Below are 25,394 nucleotides of genomic sequence, written 5' to 3'. Positions count from 1 at the left end.
GTATTTTATAATACTACCCCTTTTTCAAGTATATTTTTATATTTTATTCTATTTGTACCTTCTATTTTTCATATATTTAATTTTCAGTAACTTCAACTAAAACTGAATGGAATAAATTCGATATCGTTATATTTATCAAATCTTATTTCAACATAGCCATCATAATCAAAAGTTTCTTTAAACTCAATTATTTTTAATTCATTATTTTCTTTTTCCTTCTCTGAAATAACAGGTTTCTTTTCTTTATACTTTTTATAAGCTGCTCCGTCAGGTCTTTTAACTTTTTCTCCCCATAAATCATAGAATTCTTTTTTATTATTCTTTAAGTATTCAAGAAACTCATTAATAACTCCAAGTTTTCTTAGACCTTTACATAAATTCATTGGATAATCAATTTTTCTTGTAAATGAGTTCTTATACGGTAATACCATTAATTTTCCATTTTCATCAATATATATATTTTTTAGTTTTGCATCAATTCTAGAAAATTTCAATTTTTTCATTAAAATGATTAATGAAAGCAATTTTTCACACACCTCATCAGTCATTCCATGAGCTTTAATATACTTTTTGATATGTGTTCCCTTCATCTCATCCATAACAAATAAGTTACCTTCCTTATAGTAAACCTTTGGAAACTCCTCATAACTCTTCAACTTATTTAATACATTATACATCTTAGTACATCTTTTTTCTTTAAAAAACACTTTAATTAATTTATTATCACCTGGCATCTTAAATGTATATCCCTTCTTACCCTTTTCAATCAATTCACATTTATATAATTCAATTTTGTATTTTTCCTTCGACTCCTTACATTTTTTTTTCTTAGACATCTTATCCTCTCCTAAAAGATTACTTTTAATACTTCATTATAATAAATCTTCAATTTCAGTGATATCAACGAAACTAATATCTTCATCTAACTCTTCTATTATAGGTAGCTTTAGTTCAGTCATACCTTCTTTTTCTCCAATGCCATAACCAGTAGTTTTTCCTTTTTTGAATTTTTGTTTCTTGTATAATTTTTTAGCTGTTTCCGTACGGTTTGTACTGTAAATATTAAGCATGCACTCTTTGTACAACTCAGGATTATTTTCATATAAAGTTTTTAGTAAACAATTTAATCCTCCATGTTTTTCAAGTTCTTTACATAAATGTTTTGGGTAATGTACATCCCTTGTAAAATACAGATCTGGATCTTTCAATTTTATATTCTTTTCATTATCCACATAGATTTCTTTAAGCCTAACATCAATTTTAGTAAACCCTAGCCTTTGAAACTCATTGAGAAGCTCAACCAATTTTTCAGCTACTTCCTCATTTAATCCATCTCTTTTTACTATATCTTTTAAGCACTCTCCTTTAACTTTTTCTCTTAAGATATAGTTTTGACCAATTTCAAGCAAATCCGGAAAATATCTATTTTCATATATTATTAATTTACTACGCTCTTCTCTATTACACATAATGTCTTCTCTGAATATCTTAATGACTTTATCTTTTGATATACTATATAATATGGAGTTTTGATCCGCTCCAATAAACTCCCAACTTGAAGATACTTCATTAATTCTTTGCCCAAAACTTCTTTCATTATTCTCCATGGAACACCACCTAAATTAATAATGCTATCTAAGTATCTTTACTTATTTTACTTATAGATTTTTCTTTTATTTTTGAGCTCACAAAATTTTTTTAATGATTAACTATAACAAGCTTTCAATTTCACTGATATCAATGAAACTAATATCATCATCATTTAATATTCCATCTATTCCTGGTAATTTTAATTCTGATGCAAACTTATTAGTTTGCCCTATACCATAAAAACCACCTTTTCCTTCTTTCTTTTTCATCTTCTTAAATATTTTAAATTTTTTTTCTTCACTCTTTCCATTCTCAACTCTAAAAATATTGTTCATACATTCATTGTATAACTTAGGGTTATTCTCATATAAAGCTTCTAAGAAAGTATTTAATCCTCCGTGGTTTTTAAGACCTTTGCATAAATGCCTAGGATAGTGCATCCTTCTTGTAAAATAGCCCTTTGGATCTATCAATTTGATATTCTGTTCATCATCTATATAGATATCTTTAAGCCTTACATCTATTCTAGTAAACCCCAGCATTTGAAATTCATTGAGAAGTTCTACTAATTTCACAGCTTTTTCATCACTCAATCCTTCTCTTTTTATTATGTCTTTTAAACATTCTCCATCAACTTTTTCTCTTACTATATAGTTTTCGCCTATTTCAACTAAATTAGGAAAATATTTATTCCCATGTACTCTTAAAAGAATATCACCTTCTCTATCACAAACAATATCCTCTCTGAATATCTTAATCACTTTATCTTTTGATATACTATAGACTATCCCGTTATTACCTGCTCCAATGAATTTCCAGCCTGGAGCAATCTCATCAACCCTTTCACCATAGATTCTTTTATTAATTATCATAAAACACCAACCTAAATTACTAATACTATTAATAGTATATTTAAGTCTTATAATCTTTGACACAAAAAAAGCACGCAATGCGTGCTTTAAAACAAATGTATAATTGATAATGTAGAATGGAGAATGAAGGATGTTTCTGCTAACGCAGAAACTACATTTCATTGTTCTTCATGACAAGAATTCTTTACTCATTTTATCTTTAAGATAAAATATTGTATTTGTAGTACAATGTTTTATTGCAAATGAAACAATTAAACCCCTATTGTCAAATGAATAATAAGATTACAATTTCACAGAGTGAAATATCCTTCATTATACATTATCCATTTTACATTCTCAATTCTCTTTTAAATTTCTTATATATCAAAAAAATTCAACTGTTCGAAATTCTTCTTATTACTCAAATTACTTACAGTAACTCCAATAAGTCTTATTGCCTCATTAAATTCTATTGAATCGAATATTTCCCTGGAAATCTCTTTTATTTCGTCATTTTCGTTAAAGTATTCTTCCACAGTTTTACTACGTGTATGTGTTTCAAAATTGATAGTTTTATATTTAATAGTAACTGTTTTCCCATAAAGATTCTTACTTTTTAACATAAATGATATTTGATCACTATATCCACTAATTATATTCCAAAGTTGAGTTTTATCACATATATCATCTGCAAAAGTGGTTTCTTTTCCATATGATTTTCTTTCTCTTTTAATTGTAACTCTTCTTTCATCTCTTCCTCTTATTCTCCAGTATATATCTTCCCCGGATTTACCAAAATAATTTTTATATAATTCTATAGGTAAATTATATAAATCCTCTACTGTTTGCACTCCTATTTTAAATAGTTTTTCCGCTGATTTTGCACCTATTCCATATACTTTTCTAATATTAAGGGGAAAAAGAATTTTAGGCATTTCTTCTTTTTTTATTACTTTTAATCCATTTGGTTTATTCCAGTCACTTGCTAATTTAGCAAGAAATTTATTGTATGATATTCCAATTGATATGTTTAATCCGATTTCTTCTTTAATATTTTTCTTTATTTTTGATGCAACTTCTATTGGATTCTCTTTTAAATGTGATATATCAAGATATGCCTCATCTATTGATAATGGTTCAATAATGTCTGTAAATCTATATAATATTTTAAATATTTCATTTGAAATTTCTTTATATCTCCAATGCCTAGGTGGAATATATATCCCATTAGGACAAAGTGCTCTTGCTTTAAATATAGGCATTGCTGAATGAACACCGAATGCTCTTGCTTCATAAGAACATGTGGCAACTACCCCTCTTGATGATGTACCACCAACAATTACAGGTTTGTTTTTAATACCTGGGTTATCCAACACCTCAACCGCTGCAAAAAACGCGTCCATATCCACGTGAAGTATTATCCTCTCCATATTTCCACTCCATAATATAAAATTAAAAAGCCTAGGTTTTCACCTAGGCCCTGTGCTTTTAACTCTTAAGTACACTGTACCATGCTGAATATATATCCACCTAAACAAACACCTTTTTTCGTTGCCAATTATATTTTAATTAGGTTATTATTCCAGCATATAGTAACTTTAAAACATTTACACAATAATTATATCATAACTATTATTCTTTTACAATAATTTAATTTTATACTTAAATTATTACTTTTCTTTAGAATACTCATTGATTAATGCCTCAACAGCAAGTTTATAACCATAAATACCAAATCCACATATACTTCCAATACTTACAGGTGCTATATATGATTTATGTCTAAATTCTTCTCGTTTAAATACATTTGATATATGAACCTCTACAGTTGGAATATTTACACTCTTCAGTGCATCCATTATAGCTATACTGTAATGAGTATAAGCTGCAGCATTTATTACAATACCATCAATATTTCCATAAGCCTTTTGAATTCTTGTTACTATTTCCCCTTCAATATTGCTTTGAAAATGTTCAATGTGAATCTTTTTTTCTTCCCCAATCATCTGAATAAATTTTTTAAGTTGCTCGTATGTTTCAACACCATAAATATCCTTTTCCCTTATTCCTAACATGTTAATGTTAGGACCATTGATCACAAGTATCTTCATAAAGTCCCCTCTACTTTCATTATACTATTGATAGTATCTTCAATATCTCCATTGTTATCAATTGTAATGTCACATACTTCCCTGTATATTCCTATTCTCTCATTGTATAATTTTAATAAATGCTCTTTGGTCTTAACTAGCGGCCTTTGGTTATTTCCCTGCATATCATAAAATATTTTTTCAATATCTCTATCTATAAAGCACACTATTCCATTATATTTCATAGAAAAAATATTCTCTTCCCTTTTAATTGCTCCTCCGCCTGTTGAGATAACACACCTCTTTTCCATTGAAATATCTTTTAATACATCTTCCTCAATATTTCTGAAAATCTCTTCCCCATCTTTGAATATTTCTGTAATAGATTTACCAACTTTCTTTTCAATCATTTCATCACTGTCAATTAGCTTTAATCCTAATCTTTTACTCAATATTCCTCCTATGGTGCTCTTTCCACTCCCAGGCATACCAATTAAAACTAAGTTTTTTTCCCTGTTTTTCTTTTTTAAACATGTATTAAAAATTTGTTTTACTACACCTTCCGGAATCATAATATCATTCCAGATTTCTTCTGATTTTAATGCCTGAAGAACAAGCATATATAATCCATTGGAACACTTCACCCCATTTTTCATTGCATATTGAAGTATTCGTGTTTTAGATGGGTTATATATTAAATCAAACACAAACTCTCTTTCTTTAATATGTTTTTCTTCTATAGGTGACTCATCTATTAAGGGAAACATACCAACAGGAGTAGTATTAATTAATAGTTCATAACTTTTATATCTATGTAAATTCTCATAATTGTCAACTTTATAATTACTTATTACTTTTTCTGGATTTCTACTGATTAAAACAATATTCTCTATCCCCATGTCTTTAAGACATGTTATCACCGCTTTACTAGCACCTCCAGTTCCTAAAACAATTGCTTTTTTTCCTTTTATTTTTACATTGTTAATAGTAAATGTTTCTTTTATTCCAAAATAATCAGTGTTATATCCTATAGCTTTTCCATCTTCAAATTTAATAGTATTAACTGCTCCTATGCTTTTTACTTCCGCAGATATTTCATCAATATAATTTATAACATCCTCTTTATATGGAATTGTTACATTTATTCCTTTAACACCAATATTTTTGATATTTTCAAGTTTATTTTTAAGTTCATTTGGCTCAAACTCATAAAGCTCATATTCTCCATCAATTCCTTGAGCTTTAAAGAATTCTTCATGTATAAATGGAGAAAAGCTATGAGAAAGTTTCTTTCCTATTAATCCATAATTAAATTTATTTTTCATTTTTAACTCTACTGCCTTCCTGAATATCTCTACTCATCTTCATAAGCTCTTTTAAAAAATCTGAAACATATCCTTTATATTTCTCTTCTGTACCCTGAATTGTTTCAGCAATTATTTCCTCTTCTCTTTTCTTATCGTATATCTTCATGCCTTTTTCTCTTTTATATTCTCCAATTTCTTCAGAAATCTTCATTCTCTCTATGAATAACTCTACTAACCCTTTATTTACTCTATCAATCTCTTCTCTTAAATGCTTTAAATCCTTCATCTTCCTTTATCCTCTCTAATACTAAATCCAATATTGCTATAGCTGTAGCATTATCTATTACTGGTAACGCCCTTGGAATAATACAAGGATCATGACGACCTGTAATATTTAATACTGTGTTTTCCATTTTAGAAATATCTGCTGTAAGTTGCTCTTTTCCTATTGATGGAGTAGGTTTTATAGCTGTTCTAAATACAATTGGCATGCCATTAGTTATTCCCCCTGTTACTCCTCCATTATTATTGGTTAAGGTTATAATCTTATTATCTACAACTCTCATCTCATCATTACTTTGAGATCCTCTCATATGAGCAAAGCCAAACCCTTCTCCAAATTCAACCCCTTTTACAGCTGGTATAGAAAATAACATGCTGCTGATAGAACTCTCTACAGAATTGAAAAAAGGATTTCCTACTCCTGGCTTTACATTAAGCACCAATGATTCAATCACTCCACCTACTGAATCATTATCTTCTTTAGCCTTAATTATCTCACTCATCATAGCTTCTTTAATATCCTCGTTTATAATAGGAAATTGATTTTCATGATCCTTCAGTCTCAAAAATATTTCATCGTTTATTTCTTCTTGAGAAAATATATTATCTTTAATATCACCAATCTGTGCAATATGGGATATTATGTGAATATCCATATTTTCTAAAATCTTTCTTGCAAAAGCTCCTGCCATTACTAGAGCTGCTGTTAGTCTTCCTGAAAAATGGCCTCCACCTCTATAATCGTTATATCCAAAATATTTTTGGTATCCACTGTAATCAGCGTGACCCGGTCTCATTTTATTTTTTATTTCTGAATAATCTCTACTTCTTTTGTCCTTATTTTCAATAAAAAGATTAATTGGTGTTCCAGTAGTATATCCTTCAAATATTCCACTTAAAACTTTGAAATTATCTTCTTCTTGTCTTCCAGTAGTAAATCTATTCTTTCCAGGCTTTCTTCTATACAATTCTTTATTGATATATTCATAAGGAAATTCAATTCCACCAGGAAGACCATCTATGATTATACCAACTCCAGTTCCGTGAGATTCCCCATAAATAGTTACTCTATAGTTCTTCCCCCAACTTCCACTCATAAGCTGTACCTCCTAATTCTCCATAGTCTTCCCAGAATTTTGGGTATGACTTCTCAACACTTTTCCAACCAGTTAGAATAATTGGCTCTTTACATTTAGCACTGGCAATAGCTAATGCCATAGCTATCCTGTGATCATTCCAACTATCAACTACCCCTCCATTCAGAGATTTAACTCCTTCAATTGTTAAATTATCATAGCCTTCTTCTATATTAGCTCCTAATTTTTTTAGTTCAGTAGTTATTGAAGTTAATCTATCACTTTCTTTCATTCTCAATCTTTCACCATTTATTATCCTTGTAGTTCCCTTACTAACTGCTCCTAACACAGTTAAGATTGGTGCTAAATCAGGACATTCTGACACATCTATAGTTGTTCCTCTTGTTTCGCTCTCTTCAACTATCAAATCTTCTTCAATATTTTTGATATTCCCCTTCATTTCCTCTACTATTTCCTTGATAATTTTATCACCTTGAACAGAATCTTTATTAAGAGATTTTATCCTGATTTTTTTACCTAGTATTCCTCCAGCAATCCAGAAAGCGCTCTGTGAATAATCTCCTTCAACAAAATACTTTCTTCCTAGATATTTTTGATTTCCCTTTATAATAAACTCTCTATACTCTCTATTTATTACCTCTACCCCAAATTCTTTGAGTACTTTTATTGTTAAATCTACATATCCTTTTGATTGTAATTCCGTAGTTACTTTAATTACTGAATCACCTTCTATTAAAGGAAGTGCAAACATTAATCCAGTTATAAACTGTGAACTTACATCTCCTCTTAAAGAATACTCTCCTGCTATAAGATTTCCTTTTAAATTCAATGGAAGCATCCCATCTCTATTTTCATATTTTATTCCAATCTTATGGAATATTTCATAATACACCCCTAAAGGTCTTTCAATTAATTTTCCTTCTCCAGTGAATGTTCCACCATTATTTATAACTATAGCCAATGGTATTAGGAATCTCAACGTTGAACCAGATTCTCTACATGTAATTTCAGAATTCTCATAACTATTCTTAAACCCTGTTATCTCAAGCTTATTGTACTTATTATCCTCAAGAATATTTATCTCTGCTCCGAGTTTTCTCATACCTTCAATTGTTGATAGTATATCTTTTGATATATCTACATTATATATTTCACTTTTTTCTTTACTCAAAGAAGCACAGATAATAGCTCTATGAGCATCACTTTTTGAAGGTGGAACTAAAATTTCTCCATTTAGTTTTTTATTTTCAATTTTTAAAGCATTCATCTTCATTATCCTCTCTATGTACTTCATATGTATTTATCATCGCTGTGTTGTATTAATTAAATATTTCCTCTATCATTATTGATAGATCTTCTAAAGAAACATTTTTAATAAAGCATTCACCTATTTCATTAAGTAATATTAATTTTACCCCAGATGAACTAGCCTTTTTATCTTTAGTAATTGAATTATAAACAAATTCACTATTAACTCCATTAACACATATAGGCAGATTATTTTTCAATAATATGCGTTTAATTTTATCTGTTGTACCTTTTTCAGTATAACCTTTTCTTTCACTCCACTTTGTAATAATATACATTCCTATAGCAACAGCTTCTCCATGTTTATATTTCTGATACCCCTCTACTCCTTCTATTACATGACCTAAAGTGTGTCCGAAATTCAATATATTTCTAATTCCTATATCTTTCTCATCCTTTTGAACTACATCTATCTTTAGTTCAATACACCTTCTTATAATTTCTTCAAGCTTACATTTTTCTGTTTCTCTTATATCATGTAATGCTGCACTTTCATAAATTATATTAAATAATTCTTTATCTAGTATACATCCATATTTTATTATCTCGGCACATCCATTATTAAATTCTCTTTTATCTAAAGTATTTAGAAAATCTATATTGACTAATACATTATGTGGTTGATAGAAAGAGCCTACTCTATTCTTATGATTCCCAATATTTATAGCAGTTTTACCTCCAACACTACTATCAACTTGAGATAATACAGTTGTAGGTACCTGCATTAAATCTATCCCTCTTAAATATGTACTAGCAGCAAATCCTGTTAAGTCCCCGATTACACCACCACCAAAAGCTATAATTAAATCATCTCTTTTTATACCCCTTAAATCTAATTCTGAATATATATCTCCTAAAGTTTTCATAGATTTTGATTTTTCCCCTGGTTCTAAAATCATCAAACTCCCTGAAATCTTTTTAAGTAAATTATCAATGCAACTTGAATAATGTGTATAAACATTCTCGTCTGTTATAATACATATCCCTTTATATCCACATGTATAGATTATCTCTTCTATTTCATTCATATTAGAAAAAGAAATTGTAATGTTTCTTTCTTCACCTTTTAAAATAAAGTTTATTTTATCCATATTTATTGTTCTCCAACTAATATTTAAATTCTTATATAAAACTCTTAAATATTATTATATCAAAAGCTCTTAGAAATTAATATAAACATGAAAAAAAGCACGGCTAAGCGTGCTTTAAAAATAAATGGATCATTCTACATTATTATTTTTATTCTTCTTCGCTTATTTCAAACTCTCCATCCTCACCTTGATTAGTTTCCTCAGTTGGATTTTCTTCTACATCACTTTCACCATCACCAGAAGTTTCAGACTCATTATCTGTATTTTCATCAGGGATACTACTACTTTCTTCTTCCTTTTGCCCCTCAGTATCTTCAGGTTTTGCATTCTCTGTTTCATCGCTTATGTTATCTGTTTCCTCACTTGGATTATCCGTTCCATTATCTTTTTCCGACTTATTATTATCATCTTCTTCTGAAACCTCAGTACCATTTGAGTTGTCTTCATCGTTACTATTATCCTTATTACTATCATTCTCTTCATTAATGTCTTTGTTATCATTGTCACCAGATACATCTTCCTCTTTCTCTTCTACTGGTGGCTTTTCTGGTTTTGGTGGTACATAATAATAGTATTCAGAAGATCTGTAATCAAACTTTTTGTAATTACTTGGAACATAATCAATATCTTCAAATATAAAATCATGCATAACTTTTTTTACTTGTCCAATATCCATAAGGAACACATATACACCTTTATAAATTCTACCTTCAGTTAATTCATCAGGGGGTACCTGCATCTGTTTTATATCAAAGTTATTTATTTTAAGTACCTTCCTAGCAAGATCTATCATCGTACCTAACTCCATGTTAGTCTTAACATAATTCGTTATTTCTTCTGCTAAAGCAAGATATTTTAGTTCAGAAATATTTGGAAGCTTATTCATTAACAAAGATATTACCTCACGTTGTCTTGATGTTCTTCCAAAACTACCACCTGTTGAGTGGCGCATTCTTGAGTATGCTAAAGTCTGTCTTCCATCAAGATGTGTATTTCCAGTTTCCCATTTAAAGTCTGCAATCTCTGCAATATAATTATATTCCTCTCTCGTAATATTAGGATTGTCTTTTATTCTGTACTCAGCACCTTCATCTCTTGCATCTAATAACCTTGCTCTTTCAAGGATATTTCTAAATTTTGTATATCCATTTTTTGATGGATCATCATAAACATCTAAAAGTAAACATCTATTTAACTCATTAAGTTCTTCATTATTTTCAATATAAACATCTACTCCTCCAAGAATCTCAACTACCGATTTGAATCCCCCGAAATCAATCTTAACATATTTATCAAGTTCAATATCAAAGTTCTCTTTAATTGTTCTCATCAACAGTGATACTCCACCGTATGCATAGGAGTGATTAAGTTTTTCCCAAGAATCACTTCTTCCCTTACTTGCTGGAATATGAACATAACTATCTCTCATAAGAGATGTAAGCCTCATGTCTTTATTCTGTTCATCAATTGTAAGTATGATTATTGCATCTGATCTTTCACCCATCCCATCTTTTCTATTATCTGTTCCTATTAAAAGTATATTGGTTATATGATCTTCCTTTCTAGAAATCTCATCATTCTTATCATTATCCGACTTATTATCATCTTTATCAGTAACTAGTCCATTTTCTTTTGAATCATCAGTAGTTCTATCTTTAATTTTTTCAGCTATATGGAAAGCGTAAAGGCCTCCAGACATCGCCAAACTTAATGTAATCACCAATATAGTCAAAAGAATCTTTTTCCCATAACCAGACTTCTTTTTTATTCTTCTGCTCACCTATTCGCTCCCCTTACTATAATGTTCTTAATTTGTCCATGTCATATATTATAACACATTAAAAGGTCAAATTTTTAAGCTAAAATTTAACTTTATGTAACAAATTTAAGGATAAAAGAACAAATATTGTTGATTTTCTCATTATCTAAAAACTTTTTTTACTAATACAATAGATTAACTCACCAGAAATCATTCAAAAATCATGTTTTCCAGTGAGTTTATTATTTAGAGTTATTTAAATTTAAGATAAAAAAGATATTCTTCCATTTCTTATTGCTAGTTTTGCATTGAAAACTTCTCCTTTTTTTGACTTAAAACCTTCAATCAAAGAAGTCTCACCATATTTAACAAGATTCTTTATTTCTTTTAGTTCTACTTCTATTCCAGCTACTGTTCCAATAAAGAATTTACAACCGTTGATCCAGTTTGTACAACCATATCCCTTTTTATTCTTTATTACATGTCCCCTCTTGCATATAGGACATATCCCTAGATTATTTTCATTAATATAATTAATTTCACTTACTTTTAGTGTTTCATTGAATACCTTACTAAGATCAATATTTTTATTATATCTAAGGGCTTTTGCTGTGTTCTTCTCAATATAATCAGTAAGTTTCTCCATAAATATGTTCTTATCAATTTCATTATCTACAACCATCTGTAATCCTTTTTCCCAAGACGCAGTAAGCTTAGGGTTTAAAAGACTAGGTATAGAACTATTAACTACGTCAAATATAAGCTCTCCTAGTGTAGATGGAGTTATAATCTGAGTTTTCGCATTTAGATTAACATAATCCTTTTCTACAAGCTTATTCAAGATTTCTGCTCTTGTAGCACTAGTTCCAATTCCACTTCCTTTAATCTGTTCACGCAATTCCTCATCTTCGATAAGTTTTCCTGCATTCTCCATAGCAAGTATTATACTACCTGTATTATATCTCTTTGGAGGAGAAGTTTCCCCCTCTTTCATGTTTACCTCTTCAACCTCAAATTTCATGCCCTTTTTGATGCCTATAAGAGTTACATTTTCTTCTTCATCTTTTTTCTTTTTTCCTTTAGAATAATATACCTTTTCATATCCTTTATCACTTTGTTCCTTATGTGAAGTGTAGAATTTTTCTCCATTAATATCCACAGTAACACTGGTTGTTACAAATTGTGCATCCTTAAGAAATATTGCGAGAAACCTTCTTACTATTAACTCATAAATATCCTTCTCTAATTTAGGTAAGGAATTTAAATTTCCTAACCCTTCACCTGTTGGAATTATAGCATAGTGATCAGTGATTTTCTTATCATCAACATACTTTTTCTTTTCAATTCCTTTATGAAGACCACCTGCACTAATTTCTTTCAAAGCCTCAGTAATTTCTTCATTTTCCTTCAATCCCGTCAGCTTTTTAAGCATTTTAGGTATTTCTTTTGCAACTGCAGTTGATAAAACTCTTGCATCTGTTCTTGGATATGTAACCATTTTCTTCTCATATAAACTTTGAACACATGACAAAGTCTTATTAGGATCAATCTTATATCTTTTTGAACATTCATTCTGTAATTCAGCTAAGTTAAATAACAGAGGTGGACTCTTTTTCTGTTTCTTTTTATTTACCTCATCAACAATTCCTTTTCCACCGTTATCTTTAAAAGCATTAATTTCATTTATAAACTGCTCACAATCTTCTTTTTTGTTAAAACCATTCTCATTATACAACTTTGGAGTATTATAAAATTTTGATCCTTCAACAACTTTCCATAAGACTTTAAGTTTTCTTTCATCCTCATTATTCAAGTTACATTCAACCTTATAAAAGAATGTCTTATCAAAATTTCTAATTTCTCTTTCTCTCTGAACTATCATTGCAAGTACACATGTCATTACTCTACCTACAGCAATAACAACATTCTTTTTATTGAGCATTCTTCTCAAATAATCTCCATATAGCAATGTCAATATTCTTGAAAAGTTAATACCAACTAAATAATCCTCTTTAGCTCTTAAGAACGCTGAATCACTTAAAGAATCATACTCGCTTAAATCTTTAGCCTCTTTTACACCTCTAAGAATTTCCTCTTCTGTTTGAGAATCTATCCATACTCTCTTCTTTTCTTTTCCATGACACTGTGACATCATGTCAACTAGTCTATATATATACTCTCCTTCTCTCCCTGAGTCGGTACACACATATACTCTATCAACATCGTCTCTATTTAACAATTCACATACTATGTCAAATTGTTTCTTAACACCTGGAATTATTTCATATTTAAAATCATCAGGTATAAAAGGTAGATCTTTTAAATCCCATAACTTTAATTTTTCATCATATACTTCTGGGTAACTCATTGAAACAAGATGACCAACACACCATGTAACAATCCCTTTATCCCCTTCAATATACCCATCTCGCTTTGCACCACTTATCTTTAAAATCTTTCCAAACTCCCGAGCAACCGATGGCTTCTCAGCAATAAATAAAGCTTTACCCATAAAATTGTTCACCTAATTCTAATATTAGTATAGTATTTACATAAAACTTAATTGTTCATCATCTTCCATAAGATCAAAAACTTCATCTCTTCCTCTTGATAATAAACAAACTATATACATAGCTGTTGTATCATATCTTGCATCATGATATGATACTTCACTACAATTAAATAATCTATTTGTAGCAGTCATTATATTTTCTTTTTCAATCTGGTAGTATTGTACAACCTCTTCAAGCTTAGGGTTTTTATATCCTACCCCATTTCTTGCTGGTATTTGAGTGATATCTTTAAAATACTCCATAGTACAAAATGTTTTTTTGAAATCAAAAGGAATTCCTAATCTTTCAAATTCAGCATTCATAAATTTCAAATCAAAATTAACATTATGTGCAATAATTACTGCATCAGTAAAATCATTTCTAATTTCATCTATACAATCTTTGAATGTCTTACCACCTGATAGTTCTTCTAAAAGTTCCATACTGAATCCGTGAACTCTCTCAGCACTAGGGTCCATCATATCTACTCTAAAAAATAAATTCTTACTCTTTAAGAATTCTCCATTCTCTTCAACAATATAAGTTAATTGTCCGATTTGACCTGGTCTAAGACCTGTAGTCTCAGTATCAAAAAAAACGCTCTTCATAATCTTTATCCTCCTATGATGCCTCACTATATATGAGTATATCAAAAAATCATCAAATCTCAAATTATTTATCTCTATTTAAGGACATCTTTAATCAATCGTTCTCCATTTTTGAATAATATTTTCTCAATATCTCCTATTTTGAAACCTTTTTTCTCTAACTCTTGTATAAGTAGATAATTATAACTCACATCTTTCATTTCAAGAGTTCCACTTATACCATCATAGTCGCTTCCTAATGCAAGTACATCTAGTCCTCCAATATTTCTTATATATTTCATGTGTTGTACAATTCCTTCAACTGTTGTTATTGCTTTTTGACTTATAAAAGCTGGACAATAATTTATACCAATTACCCCCCCTCTTTCACCAATCTTTCTTATCATATCATCAGTTAAGTTCCTTGGGTGATTGCATATACTTCTGGAATTGGAATGAGATGCTACAAAAGGTTTACTGGTATTTTCATAAACATCATAAAATCCTTTATCTGATAAATGAGATACATCTATGATTACCCCTAAATTTTCCATAGTTTTTATAACTTCAAATCCAAAAGGTTTTAATCCTAAATTTCTTCCATCTGCAGCTGGAATTCCTATGGAATTCTCATAATTCCATGTTAGGGTAATTAATCTTACACCTAATTTACAAAGTTCATTCAATTTTTCAATATCATTACCAATTATTCCACCTTCCTCAACTGTTAAAAAGGCAGATATCTTTCCATTATTTTTATTTGCAAGATAATCATTTATACTTCCTGCATATGCTATAATTTCTTTGTTTTCATTAATCTCTTTTTTAAATATCTCCCCCATCTCTAATGCTACTTGGTAGGGCTTTTTACTTAAATCTTTACACTCTTCCATATCTATAAATAAAGCAAAGAATTGTGCAAAAGATTTAGCTTTCTGAAGTTTTTCAATATCAATATGAAAAGGATTACTTCTTAAGTTTTCATTTCCTCTATGATTATATAGCTGCATAATTGTATCGCAGTGAAAATCTATTAACATAATATCATCTCCTTAGTAATCTCTCTCTTCTATTTTACATGATTTTTTATAATAAGAACAAAAAAATCAATTCCATTTGATAACAAAATCTATTATAATTACTATAAATTAGATAATGGCTATTACAATCTTAAGGAGTGAACTAAATGAAACAATCAATTGTACATATAGCTTTAGTTGTTAATGATTACGATGAAGCAATTGAATTTTACACAAAAAAATTAAACTTCACATTGATAGAAGACACCTATCAACCTGAACAGGATAAACGTTGGGTAGTTGTTTCTCCACCAGGTTCAGTAGGAACAACAATACTATTAGCTAGAGCTTCAAAGCCTGAACAAGAATCTTTTATCGGAAATCAAACAGGTGGAAGAGTATTTTTATTCTTAAATACTGATGATTTCTGGAGAGACTACAACGAAATGGTTGCAAAAGGAATAGAATTTGTACGTGAACCTAAAGAAGCATCATATGGCACAGTAGCTGTATTTAAAGACCTTTATGGCAATCTATGGGATTTACTTCAACTTAATGAAGATCACCCTATTTCCAAACGTATAAAATAAACTCATATGATAGCCAAATTAAATTGGTTATCATATGAGTTTTCTTTTTTACTCTATAATCCTAATTTTCTTCGACAGATATTTATTATTTCTTTATCTGAAAAATCTAAATCTCCACCTAAAATATATATAATATTATCCTTTTGAATAATTATCTTCCTTTTACTCTCATAGAGATAATAACCCCTGTCCACTCCCCAATTATGGATGGACACCTCTTTAATATCATTCTCATATTCTTTTGCTCTTTCTTCCTTTCCCCATTCCCTTGCCTCTTTTGCCCATTTAATTTTTCTCTCAAACTCCTCTTTCATATATTGATTAAAAACAAAGTCAGCAATTTTTTTGTTTATACATTCAATATATTCTGTGTTAAATGATCTTATCTCGTCTTTTCTTGTTTTTTTATTAATACTTTCGTAATATAAAAAACTCACTGGAGCAAATACGCTAGATCTTTTGAAAAATGTTTTCCTCTCAACTGAATCTATTTCAGTAAAATCCGAAAGATGCAAAACCTTTACATTCTCTGGAGGCATCTCATTTTTCATATCCATCAAACTTGAGTGCATCACCCCTGATATCACTACAAACAGTAATGAATAGGTTAAAATAAGCGATAAAATAATACCTCCTGTAAAAAACAAAATATTATGTTTACGTGAACGTTTTTTTGTTTTAAACCTTTTTATACAATACCCACCTATTACAATTCCTATTACTATAGGTGCAAAAGCTATTAAAACAAAAGAAAAATGAGGTATATCAAAAAATACCAAATATATAAGCAGTATTAAGTATAATACAACTAAAGTCCACATTACTATATTTCTTCTAACTATTACTCTATTGCTTTTAAAATGTAATTCATTCCCTTTAGAAAGATTTATTTTATTTTTAATTAACCAAATAACGTTGGGTGCATGCATAACTATGACTAATATCAAAAGCATATATGGTAATATTATACCAAATATCCCTGAATTGCTTAATAAATCTCTATAACCCAAATTACTATTGCTCCAAAATAATACTACTATCATTGGTAACAGTGCAATAAGTGAAATAAATTCTGTTTTCATGTATGTTTTTTTAATTATGTTATACTCCTCAATACTATCACTGTGAATAGGAACAACTTCCTGATTTTTTTCTTTATAATAAACCTGATATAACTGATTTGAAGCACAGTATGTCCATCCACTCTCCTCACATAATTCTCGATACTCACTATCTTTTTCATTGTCTGGATAATCAAAAGGGGTTGTATTATAAAATAAAGAAACATTAAAATCTAAATCCCTTGGTTCACATTCTTCAAATATCATCATCCCTTTTTTAAATTCTTTCATAATCCAGCCCTTTAAAGCCATATTTTCAAAGTACTTTTCAAGACTTTTATACTCTGTTATAGACGTAACCATTAATCTTTTTTTAGTTCTCTTCTTCATAACTAATCTCCCCTAACAACAAATTCCCATCTTCCACCAGTAATTTCAATCTAGCATGTTCATCTTCCAATATTTCCAACCCTTTTTCTATTAGTACATATATCTTTTTTCCATCTTCTGATGAAACTTTTTTGACAATCTTTTCTTTCTCAAATCTTGATAAAAGAGCATATAATGTCCCTGCTCCTACTTTTACTCTTCCTTTAGTTATTTTATCAACATTTTTCATGATACCATATCCATGAATAGGTTTTAATAAACTTAGCATCACATAGTACATTGGTTCTGTTAGATTTTGAAGTTGTTTTCTAGCCATCTTCTCCCTCCATATATCGAGTATAGATATATTATATATCCATACTCGATACATTACAATACTTTCCATATTTTATTTCCTTCTCAAAGAAAAACTCCCCTCATCCTACAATAAGGGGAGTCATCTTCAAAATCCTTACATATAATAAATATGCTAACAATATTAAAAATCTCTATGGAAAATTAAAGTTTTCTCCTTATCTTTGAAATCATCTACAGTATGAATATCTAAACCATGCAAAATCTCATTCATACAAGCACTGTCGACAGCAACTTTCACCTTTGACTTTTCTGCAAATGCATTTACTTTTTCTCTACCTTCTTCTGTTGATATAATTGATTTAGGTCCTCCTACACACCCACCTACACATCCCATACCTTCTATAAAGTTAGCCTCTATTTTTCCACTCTGTGCTTTTGATAATAACTCTCTACACTCTTTTACTCCATTACCTTGGACAGCCTTAAGCATTTCATATTTCACAGGATAAAGACGTTCAATAGCCTCACCAACAGCTTTTGAAACTCCGCCAGTTCGTGCGTATAATCTTCCCCCTCTTGAAGGATATTCACTTGATAAATCCTCCTCTACTTCTTCAGGATGAATATTTAATGCATCAAAAATATCTTGTAATTCATTAAAAGTTAGTACAAAATCTATATCCCCTATTAGATCTTGTGCTTTTGCTTCTGCTTTTTTTGCAACACAAGGTCCTACAAAGACAACCTTGCATTTTGGATTTAATTTCTTTAATACCCTTCCTGCTGCAATCATAGGCGAAACTGAAGGAGTTACATGCTTAACTAAATCACCATAAACCCTTTTAACCATACCTACCCACATAGGGCAGCAACATGAGGTTATCATAAAATCATCTTTTGTATGTATATGCTCATCAAATTCAACTGCTTCTTTTAACGTAAGCATATCAGCAAAGAAAGCTACTTCTACCATTTCAGTAAATCCAAGCTTCTTGAAAGCTGCTCTTAAACGATTAATATTAGCCTTCTCACCAAATTGTCCTGTGATTGCAGGAGCAACAGCTGCTATAACTGGAACACCTTCTTTTAATAAGTTTGCTAGAGGAAGAAACTCCGCCTTATCTAATATATTTCCATTAACACATGCGTCAACACAAAAGCCACAATCTGTACATTTTAGAGTATCTATATAAGTTGTATTAGCTTTCTTATCAACAAAAATCGCATTAAATGGACATGCAGATTCACACTTAGTTTTTCCTTCCGCATTTTCACATTTCATAGAACAACTTTTTACTTTAGTTACAATTTTATCATTAAATTTATATGATTTTATTGCCTTCTTTAAGTCATTAATATATTCATTTGAAAAGTTAACATCCACACCACAAAGAGAGGATATAATATTAGCAAATTCATCTTTACTTATATCCTCAGATGATAAGATATTTTCAATTTCCGCTTCAAATCTATCTTCATAATAAGCATTAATAAGTGATTTAAATAAATTGCTGTGCTTTTTATTCAAATGTATCAACTCCCTATCATTAATTTGATAACCATAAATATTTTACCATAAAATTCAAATTTATATTACTTTATTTCAAGAGCTATATAAATATATAGTATATAATTAATATTTTACCTTTTTTAATATTTCATACAATTTATAAGAATATCGCACACTCTCCTGTGATTAAAATATAATATGGTGATTTTTATCTTTAATGGTATAATTAAATTACATATAATTTAATTATATTTAGGAGGCTCAAATGAAAAAAGAAATATTAAATATACTGAAGTCTAATGATGATTTTATATCTGGTCAAATGTTAAGTGATAGATTTGGAATAACTAGAGCTGCAATTTGGAAGTACATAACACAATTAAAGAAGGAGGGGTACGAAATTGAATCTATATCAAGAAAAGGCTATCGATTAATTTCTTCACCTGATTTAATTACATCAGAAGAAATAACTCCACTTCTTGAAACACAAGTTTTTGGAAAAAACATTGTACATTACGATTCAATACATTCTACAAACTCTCAAGCTAAACTATTATGTGATCAAGGATTAGTGGAAGGTTCCGTAATTTTAAGTGAAGAACAAACTTCTGGAAGAGGTAGACTAGGGCGTAATTGGTCATCACCGAAAGGTTCTTCTATATCAATGTCAGTTGTATTAAAACCAGACATAAATCCTATTCATGTTGCAAAAGTTACTCAAATCAGTGCCGCTGCTCTTTCACTTGCCTTTGAAGAAATAGATGTTGAATGTAATATTAAATGGCCAAACGATATTATAGTAAATAACAAAAAGGTATGCGGGATTTTAACAGAGATGAGTTCAGAACTTAATAAAATAAACTACGTAGTAATGGGAATAGGGATAAATGTAAATATAAACCAAACAGAATTTCCAGATGAGTTAAAACCTATCGCAACCTCTCTTAAAATAGAGTATAACAAGCAATTTTCAAGAAAACAGATTATAGCTAGCTTTTTAAAACATTTTGAAAAATTGTACTTTGAATTTATAAATACAGGTAGCGCTGAAAGTTCCTTCGAAATATGCCGTAAACGTTCTCTTCTTTTAGGAAAAAAAATCTTTGTAATAAAAGGTTCTGAAAAAACACCTGCAATAGCAGAGTCTATAGATGCGAACGGTGAATTAATAGTAAAATATGAGGATGGAACCTTGAGTAATTTAATTTCTGGGGAAGTATCTGTTAGAAAATCTATGGAATAATTTTAGGAGATTTTATTATGAAACATTTAAAAAGTATTCTTAAACCTTATGATAAAAAATCTAAATACGTAATTATTTCTATTGATGCTCTTAGGAGCGAAGACCTAGAATTTTTAAAAACCCTTCCTAACTTTTCTAAACTCATAAATAATGGTTCTGTAGTTAAGAAGGTGACTAGTATATATCCCAGTGTCACTTATCCATGTCATGCTACAATACTTACTGGTTGTTATCCTAATAAACATGGAATATACAATAATTACTTATTTCAGCCAGGTACAGAGAAACCTGATTGGTTTTGGTTTTATAACTATATAAAAAGGAAGACACTAATTGATGTAGCAAAAGAAAAAAACATGAAAATAGCAACCTTGTTTTGGCCTGTAACTGGAGGTTGTAAAATTAAATATAACCTAGCAGAGATTCTTCCACATGGAAAATATAAATCTCAAGCTTCAGTTTCACTTAAATACAGCAGTACATTGTTCATGTTAAAATGTTTTATCAAGCATGGTCATAACTTGAAAGGAATATCTCAACCCTATTTAGATAATTTCACTACTGAATGCGCCCTTGATGTGCTTAAAAATGATGTGGATTTATCTTTAATACATCTTGTTGATCTTGATTCTATGAGACATAGCTTTGGAACTAACTCAAAAGAATCCTACGAAGCTTTGAAACGCCATGATGAAAGATTAGGTAGAATTCTATCTTTATTAAAAGATAAAAATACTTTGGAAGATACAACCTTTTTCATTTTAGGAGATCATTCTTTTAAAGATGTAGAGTATATGATAAATATAAATGCTTTCTTAAGAGATAATAACTTCATTAATTTATCTCCTGATGGAGAACTTATTGAATATACTGCATACGCTCACAAGTGCGATGGGTCCTGCGAAATCTTTGTTAAAGATACTTTGACAAAGAATCGCCTTTTATCATTATTTAATAAAACTACTTTAAACACGCTTGGGATAAAAAATGTTTATACTGATGATTCTCTTAATAGTTTTAATGTAGGAAATAATATTTCCATTATGCTAGAAGCTAAAGATGGTTTTTATTTCACAAACAATTATAAAAGCAATGTTTATGTTGAAAAAAATGACCCGTCTAAAGGAGTTGCTCATCATGGGTACAATCCAAAGGAAGATGATTACAAAACTCTATTCTTTGCTTCTGGTAAAGGAATATCAAAAGGTTTAGAAATTGAACATATGAATCTTGTTGATATAGCTCCTACATTTTGTAAACTTATTAATGAAAGAATTGAAGGAATGGATGGAAAATCCATTGATGAATTGTTACTATAATTCTATTTTCAAGGGGAGGCTAAATCGTGGAATTAATTAAATTTTTACAAACTCTCTCCAATCCAGTAGTAGATAATATTTTCATTATAATTACAATCTTTGGAGAGGAAATTTTTTATACACTAGTGTTATGTATAATTTTCTGGTGTATGGACAAGAAACTTGGATATAAATTAGGTTTCTCACTTTTCTTTAGTATGACTATAAATGGTGGTCTTAAGGAATTACTTAATGTCAAACGTCCAATTGGCCTAGAGGGAATTAATTCACTAAGAGTAGAGACAGCAACTGGAATGTCTTTTCCAAGTGGTCATACCCAGGGAACTACTACTTTTTGGACATCCTTAATGGTGAACTTAAAAAAAAGATGGCTCTACCTTTTTGGTACACTAATAATTATACTTGTTGGAATATCAAGACTGTATTTAGGTGTACACTGGCCAAGTGATGTAATTGGAGCAATAATAATTGGTATTGTATGTGTTTTTATATCTAACATAATAATCGAATTCACTCTAAAAAAAGGCAATTATGTTCCATTAATTGTAATTGCCATTATTAGTGTTCTTGGTTTATTATTTTTTAATAGTAGTGACTATGTAAAAATCGTTGGAATTATGAATGGTTTTATAATTGGTATGATACTAGAACAAAATTTAATTAATTTCAATGTAAAAGGCACCCTTAAACAAAATATATTGAAAGTTTTATTTGGATTATCAATTGTCCTAGCAATAAAAATTTTATTTAAAATCATATTACCTGCAGGTAATTTAGGAGATTTATTTAGATATGGACTTATTGGTCTATGGGTAATTGCGGGAGCTCCTTATTGCTTCAAAAAATATATAAAATAAAAGGCACTAAAATAGGTGCCTTTTATTTTACCAATATGTATTTCTCAGAGATTCAAGTCTATTAATATCATCAATTTTTAAACTTCTATTAATAATTGATATTATACCTTCTTTTTTTAAATGATTTATACAATTAGTTACTGTAGTTCTTGAAATTCCAAGTCTTAAAGACATCTCCTCATGTGTTATATTTCTCATTATTGTACTGTTATCATTTTTCAATTCATTATTTTGTAGATACACCATATGTAATATAAAACTTGCTACCATTCCTATAGCATCATTAAATTGTGAATCTGCAGAATTCACCATAATTAATCTATATTTTCTTGTTATGCTATGAAGAAAATATCTGTAGATATGAGGTTTCTTCAATAATTCTTCTTCAAGAGTCTTTCGATTAACTATTGATATTTTTGCATCTTTTGTAATTTTGGTAATACTACAGGTTCTTTCCTCCTCAAAGTAATCCATTTCTCCAAATATCGTTCCTCTATATAGATTAAAAAACAACTTTTCTTTTCCATCAGAGCTTATAAGTGTCTGATATCCTTCCCCTTCAACAAATACATAAATATTATCACTATCAACAGGGTCAATTATTGTATTTTTTCTAAAAACTTTGATTTTTCCTTTTGGTGCAAGCTTCTTTAGAAAGTATGACTCCATTTCATCTTGTAGTTTAACATTAAATAATTCTTTATACATATCACTTCACCTTAATATTTACCATTTACTCATGATAAAACATTTTTATTAATTTTCATTATATTAATACTTCTTAGAATAATACTAACTAAAATATCTTACCACCTGCTTCTTTAATATCTTTTTTATTTTCTACGATAGCTTCAACCATAGTTTCTAAACCTTTTGTTATAACATCTAAGGACATGGATGGCATATTTCTTTTATTTATCGCTTGTTCTGGTAAAAAAGGTACATGCACAAATCCCCCCCTAATATCACAATTATTCTTATGAATGTAATATAAGAGACCATACATTAAATGATTACATACATATGTACCCGCTGTATTAGATACTTCACTAGGAATATTCTCCTGTTTTAGTTTCTTCACCATAGCTTTAATTGGCAAATTAGTGAAATATGCATTTTCTCCATCATTATAGATTCTCTCATCAATTGGCTGCTTCCCATCATTATCAGGAATCCTTGCATCATCCACGTTAATAGCTACTCTTTCAACAGATATTCCTGATCTTCCTCCAGCTTGTCCTACGCAAATTACCACATCTGGCTCTTCACACTCAATAGTGTGATATAATATCCCTAATGACTTTCTAAAAACAGTAGGTAATTCTTTTTTTATAATTTCTACACCATTTATGTTACTTCTCATATTATTGATTGCTTCAAATGCAGGATTTATTTTTTCTCCACCAAAAGGTGTAAAACCAGTTATCAATATTTTCATAAATTCCCTCCATTTTTTCTTAAGATATTTAATAATTATGTTTTTCTATTATATATATATTAGTTGTAGTTTAACATAATTTCTGTAAAGTACTTAACAAAATTAACACTATTTAAAAATTTTACGTAATTAAATAGTTTTTATAACCATTTCACTTCATGAAAATTATTTGAATTTTCACAAAAAGATGTTAAACTTTTTATATAGGTGTATATATTTAACTTAAAAATCATAAATAGAATCATATAGATATTTTAGAAGGTGAGTGAATGTATGTCAGGTTATATTTTAGGTATTCTAATTAGTTTTCTATTTATAAAAATTAATAAAAAGTTATTCATACATAAAATGCAATTTCTTTTCTATAAGTTATTTAATAAAAAAACAATATATGAACTAATAATGTTATTATATATTGTTATTATTTCAATAATTATTTCACTTATATGTATTAAAGTAAATTCAATAACATCAAAAAGTAATATTCTTTTAATTAAGAACTTCAATTTTTATAATTTTTTCACTATCTTTATATTGTTGAATTTCTCGTCAATTGAAAAATTAACATTAAAATCTAATAATGAAAATTGCCATAAATTTATATCTCTAATATCAAGAAGTCTTGTACTTGGCTTTATGGCACCCTTATTATACATAGGTATTTTAAATAATCTTATGGCTTTAATAATATGTTTTATTTTATCAATGAATATTAAAAAAACTAAATATATTAAATATATATATAATTTTTTATGTATTCTTCCAAGTCTTATTACTTCAATTTTCTTAATGTTTATATTAATATTAACTAAAAAAATAAATCAATTAAACTTTAAAAACATGTTTTTTAAAAATCTTTTAATTGATCCTCTTATAAATGTTGAAATAATTATGATTACATTACAAGGTACTTTTCTAGTAATTGATTATAAAGAAGTATCTAGTTGTAAATTAATAAAATATGGTACTAATAAAAATATTGAAAAAAATGATTTATATTGGCTTCTAACCAAATCTTATATAGTATGTATTATTTCCTTTATATTTTTTCTAATTATTAAGTAAAATAAATTTATTATTGTTGGACAAAATATAAAAGAAGGGAGTGTAGGATTTGAAGGATAAAAAAAGAAAGATAAGAATAAAAAACAACAAG

General features: G+C 29.0%; 24 protein-coding genes. 4 read left to right on the top strand and 20 right to left on the bottom strand.

Going from position 1 to position 25,394, the window contains the following annotated elements; all coding sequences use genetic code 11:
• Positions 1-92: 92 nt before the first annotated feature.
• The 14 genes from OW730_RS11605 to OW730_RS11540 form a co-directional block, all read right to left on the bottom strand.
• Positions 93-836: a hypothetical protein gene (locus OW730_RS11605; protein ID WP_271229177.1), complete on the bottom strand. Its 744-nt coding sequence runs from the start codon at positions 834-836 to the stop codon at positions 93-95.
• A gap of 36 nt (positions 837-872) precedes the next feature.
• Positions 873-1,607, bottom strand: a complete 735-nt coding sequence (locus tag OW730_RS11600; RefSeq protein ID WP_271229176.1) for a hypothetical protein — start codon at positions 1,605-1,607, stop codon at positions 873-875.
• Positions 1,608-1,709: 102 nt separating this feature from the next.
• Entirely contained in the window at positions 1,710-2,462 is a 753-nt protein-coding gene (locus OW730_RS11595) for a hypothetical protein (protein ID WP_271229175.1), read from the bottom strand.
• A gap of 356 nt (positions 2,463-2,818) precedes the next feature.
• Complete coding sequence (locus OW730_RS11590; RefSeq protein ID WP_271229174.1) at positions 2,819-3,871, bottom strand: DNA polymerase IV; 1,053 nt, start codon at positions 3,869-3,871, stop codon at positions 2,819-2,821.
• Between the two features lie 240 nt (positions 3,872-4,111).
• A complete protein-coding gene (gene aroQ, locus OW730_RS11585; RefSeq protein WP_271229173.1) occupies positions 4,112-4,552 on the bottom strand; it encodes a type II 3-dehydroquinate dehydratase in 441 nt (146 codons plus the stop codon).
• Positions 4,549-5,856, bottom strand: coding sequence for a shikimate dehydrogenase (aroE, locus tag OW730_RS11580; RefSeq protein ID WP_271229172.1), 1,308 nt, complete (start codon positions 5,854-5,856; stop codon positions 4,549-4,551). Before aroE ends, aroQ begins: the two co-directional genes overlap by 4 nt.
• A complete protein-coding gene (locus OW730_RS11575; RefSeq protein ID WP_271229171.1) occupies positions 5,846-6,124 on the bottom strand; it encodes a chorismate mutase in 279 nt (92 codons plus the stop codon). The genes aroE and OW730_RS11575 overlap by 11 nt, the downstream gene beginning before the upstream one ends.
• Complete coding sequence (aroC, locus tag OW730_RS11570) at positions 6,090-7,217, bottom strand: chorismate synthase (protein ID WP_271229170.1); 1,128 nt, start codon at positions 7,215-7,217, stop codon at positions 6,090-6,092. The genes OW730_RS11575 and aroC overlap by 35 nt, the downstream gene beginning before the upstream one ends.
• Positions 7,189-8,484, bottom strand: coding sequence for a 3-phosphoshikimate 1-carboxyvinyltransferase (aroA, locus tag OW730_RS11565; RefSeq protein WP_271229169.1), 1,296 nt, complete (start codon positions 8,482-8,484; stop codon positions 7,189-7,191). The genes aroC and aroA overlap by 29 nt, the downstream gene beginning before the upstream one ends.
• A gap of 52 nt (positions 8,485-8,536) precedes the next feature.
• The gene (gene aroB, locus OW730_RS11560; RefSeq protein ID WP_271229168.1) at positions 8,537-9,616 is read right to left on the bottom strand and encodes a 3-dehydroquinate synthase; all 1,080 of its coding nucleotides are present in this window, start codon (positions 9,614-9,616) and stop codon (positions 8,537-8,539) included.
• A 148-nt stretch (positions 9,617-9,764) separates the two neighbouring features.
• Positions 9,765-11,396: an LCP family protein gene (locus OW730_RS11555; protein WP_271229167.1), complete on the bottom strand. Its 1,632-nt coding sequence runs from the start codon at positions 11,394-11,396 to the stop codon at positions 9,765-9,767.
• A 241-nt stretch (positions 11,397-11,637) separates the two neighbouring features.
• Entirely contained in the window at positions 11,638-13,887 is a 2,250-nt protein-coding gene (gene topB / locus OW730_RS11550) for a type IA DNA topoisomerase (RefSeq protein ID WP_271229166.1), read from the bottom strand.
• A 36-nt stretch (positions 13,888-13,923) separates the two neighbouring features.
• Positions 13,924-14,535, bottom strand: a complete 612-nt coding sequence (locus tag OW730_RS11545; protein WP_271229165.1) for a 3'-5' exonuclease — start codon at positions 14,533-14,535, stop codon at positions 13,924-13,926.
• A gap of 74 nt (positions 14,536-14,609) precedes the next feature.
• Positions 14,610-15,554, bottom strand: coding sequence for a dipeptidase (locus tag OW730_RS11540; protein WP_271229164.1), 945 nt, complete (start codon positions 15,552-15,554; stop codon positions 14,610-14,612).
• A 146-nt stretch (positions 15,555-15,700) separates the two neighbouring features.
• Between OW730_RS11540 and OW730_RS11535 the strand changes: the two genes are divergently transcribed.
• Entirely contained in the window at positions 15,701-16,123 is a 423-nt protein-coding gene (locus OW730_RS11535; protein ID WP_271229163.1) for a VOC family protein, read from the top strand.
• 53 nt (positions 16,124-16,176) lie between these two features.
• On the opposite strand, the gene OW730_RS11530 is transcribed toward OW730_RS11535, so the two are convergent.
• From OW730_RS11530 to OW730_RS11520, 3 genes are all read right to left on the bottom strand, one after another.
• Positions 16,177-17,574, bottom strand: a complete 1,398-nt coding sequence (locus OW730_RS11530; protein WP_271229162.1) for a DUF2812 domain-containing protein — start codon at positions 17,572-17,574, stop codon at positions 16,177-16,179.
• The gene (locus OW730_RS11525) at positions 17,558-17,890 is read right to left on the bottom strand and encodes a PadR family transcriptional regulator (RefSeq protein WP_271229161.1); all 333 of its coding nucleotides are present in this window, start codon (positions 17,888-17,890) and stop codon (positions 17,558-17,560) included. Before OW730_RS11525 ends, OW730_RS11530 begins: the two co-directional genes overlap by 17 nt.
• 162 nt (positions 17,891-18,052) lie before the next feature.
• Positions 18,053-19,399, bottom strand: a complete 1,347-nt coding sequence (locus OW730_RS11520) for a [Fe-Fe] hydrogenase large subunit C-terminal domain-containing protein (RefSeq protein WP_271229160.1) — start codon at positions 19,397-19,399, stop codon at positions 18,053-18,055.
• A gap of 247 nt (positions 19,400-19,646) precedes the next feature.
• Here OW730_RS11520 and OW730_RS11515 point away from each other — a divergent pair, with 247 nt between their 5' ends.
• Genes OW730_RS11515 through OW730_RS11505 form a run of 3 tightly spaced genes read left to right on the top strand, consistent with a single transcriptional unit; the run spans position 19,647 to position 22,800 of the window.
• Positions 19,647-20,624: a biotin--[acetyl-CoA-carboxylase] ligase gene (locus tag OW730_RS11515; RefSeq protein ID WP_271229159.1), complete on the top strand. Its 978-nt coding sequence runs from the start codon at positions 19,647-19,649 to the stop codon at positions 20,622-20,624.
• A gap of 17 nt (positions 20,625-20,641) precedes the next feature.
• Positions 20,642-21,943, top strand: a complete 1,302-nt coding sequence (locus tag OW730_RS11510) for an alkaline phosphatase family protein (RefSeq protein ID WP_271229158.1) — start codon at positions 20,642-20,644, stop codon at positions 21,941-21,943.
• 26 nt (positions 21,944-21,969) lie between these two features.
• Entirely contained in the window at positions 21,970-22,800 is an 831-nt protein-coding gene (locus tag OW730_RS11505; protein ID WP_271229157.1) for a phosphatase PAP2 family protein, read from the top strand.
• A gap of 27 nt (positions 22,801-22,827) precedes the next feature.
• Here the strand turns inward: OW730_RS11505 and OW730_RS11500 are convergent, their stop codons facing one another.
• The 3 genes from OW730_RS11500 to OW730_RS11490 all read right to left on the bottom strand — a co-directional run bounded on the left by OW730_RS11500 (position 22,828) and on the right by OW730_RS11490 (position 24,894).
• Entirely contained in the window at positions 22,828-23,508 is a 681-nt protein-coding gene (locus tag OW730_RS11500) for a Crp/Fnr family transcriptional regulator (protein WP_271229156.1), read from the bottom strand.
• 88 nt (positions 23,509-23,596) lie between these two features.
• On the bottom strand, positions 23,597-24,238 hold the full coding sequence (gene pcp, locus OW730_RS11495) for a pyroglutamyl-peptidase I (protein ID WP_271229155.1): 642 nt from the start codon (positions 24,236-24,238) through the stop codon (positions 23,597-23,599).
• 509 nt (positions 24,239-24,747) lie between these two features.
• Complete coding sequence (locus OW730_RS11490) at positions 24,748-24,894, bottom strand: hypothetical protein (protein ID WP_271229154.1); 147 nt, start codon at positions 24,892-24,894, stop codon at positions 24,748-24,750.
• Positions 24,895-25,394: the final 500 nt, after the last annotated feature.

The sequence above is a fragment of the Oceanirhabdus sp. W0125-5 genome, assembly GCF_027938815.1.
In the GTDB taxonomy this organism is placed as follows: domain Bacteria; phylum Bacillota; class Clostridia; order Clostridiales; family Clostridiaceae; genus Oceanirhabdus.
Note: the sequence above shows the minus strand (reverse complement) of the source record. Positions and strands in the feature narration are given on the sequence as shown.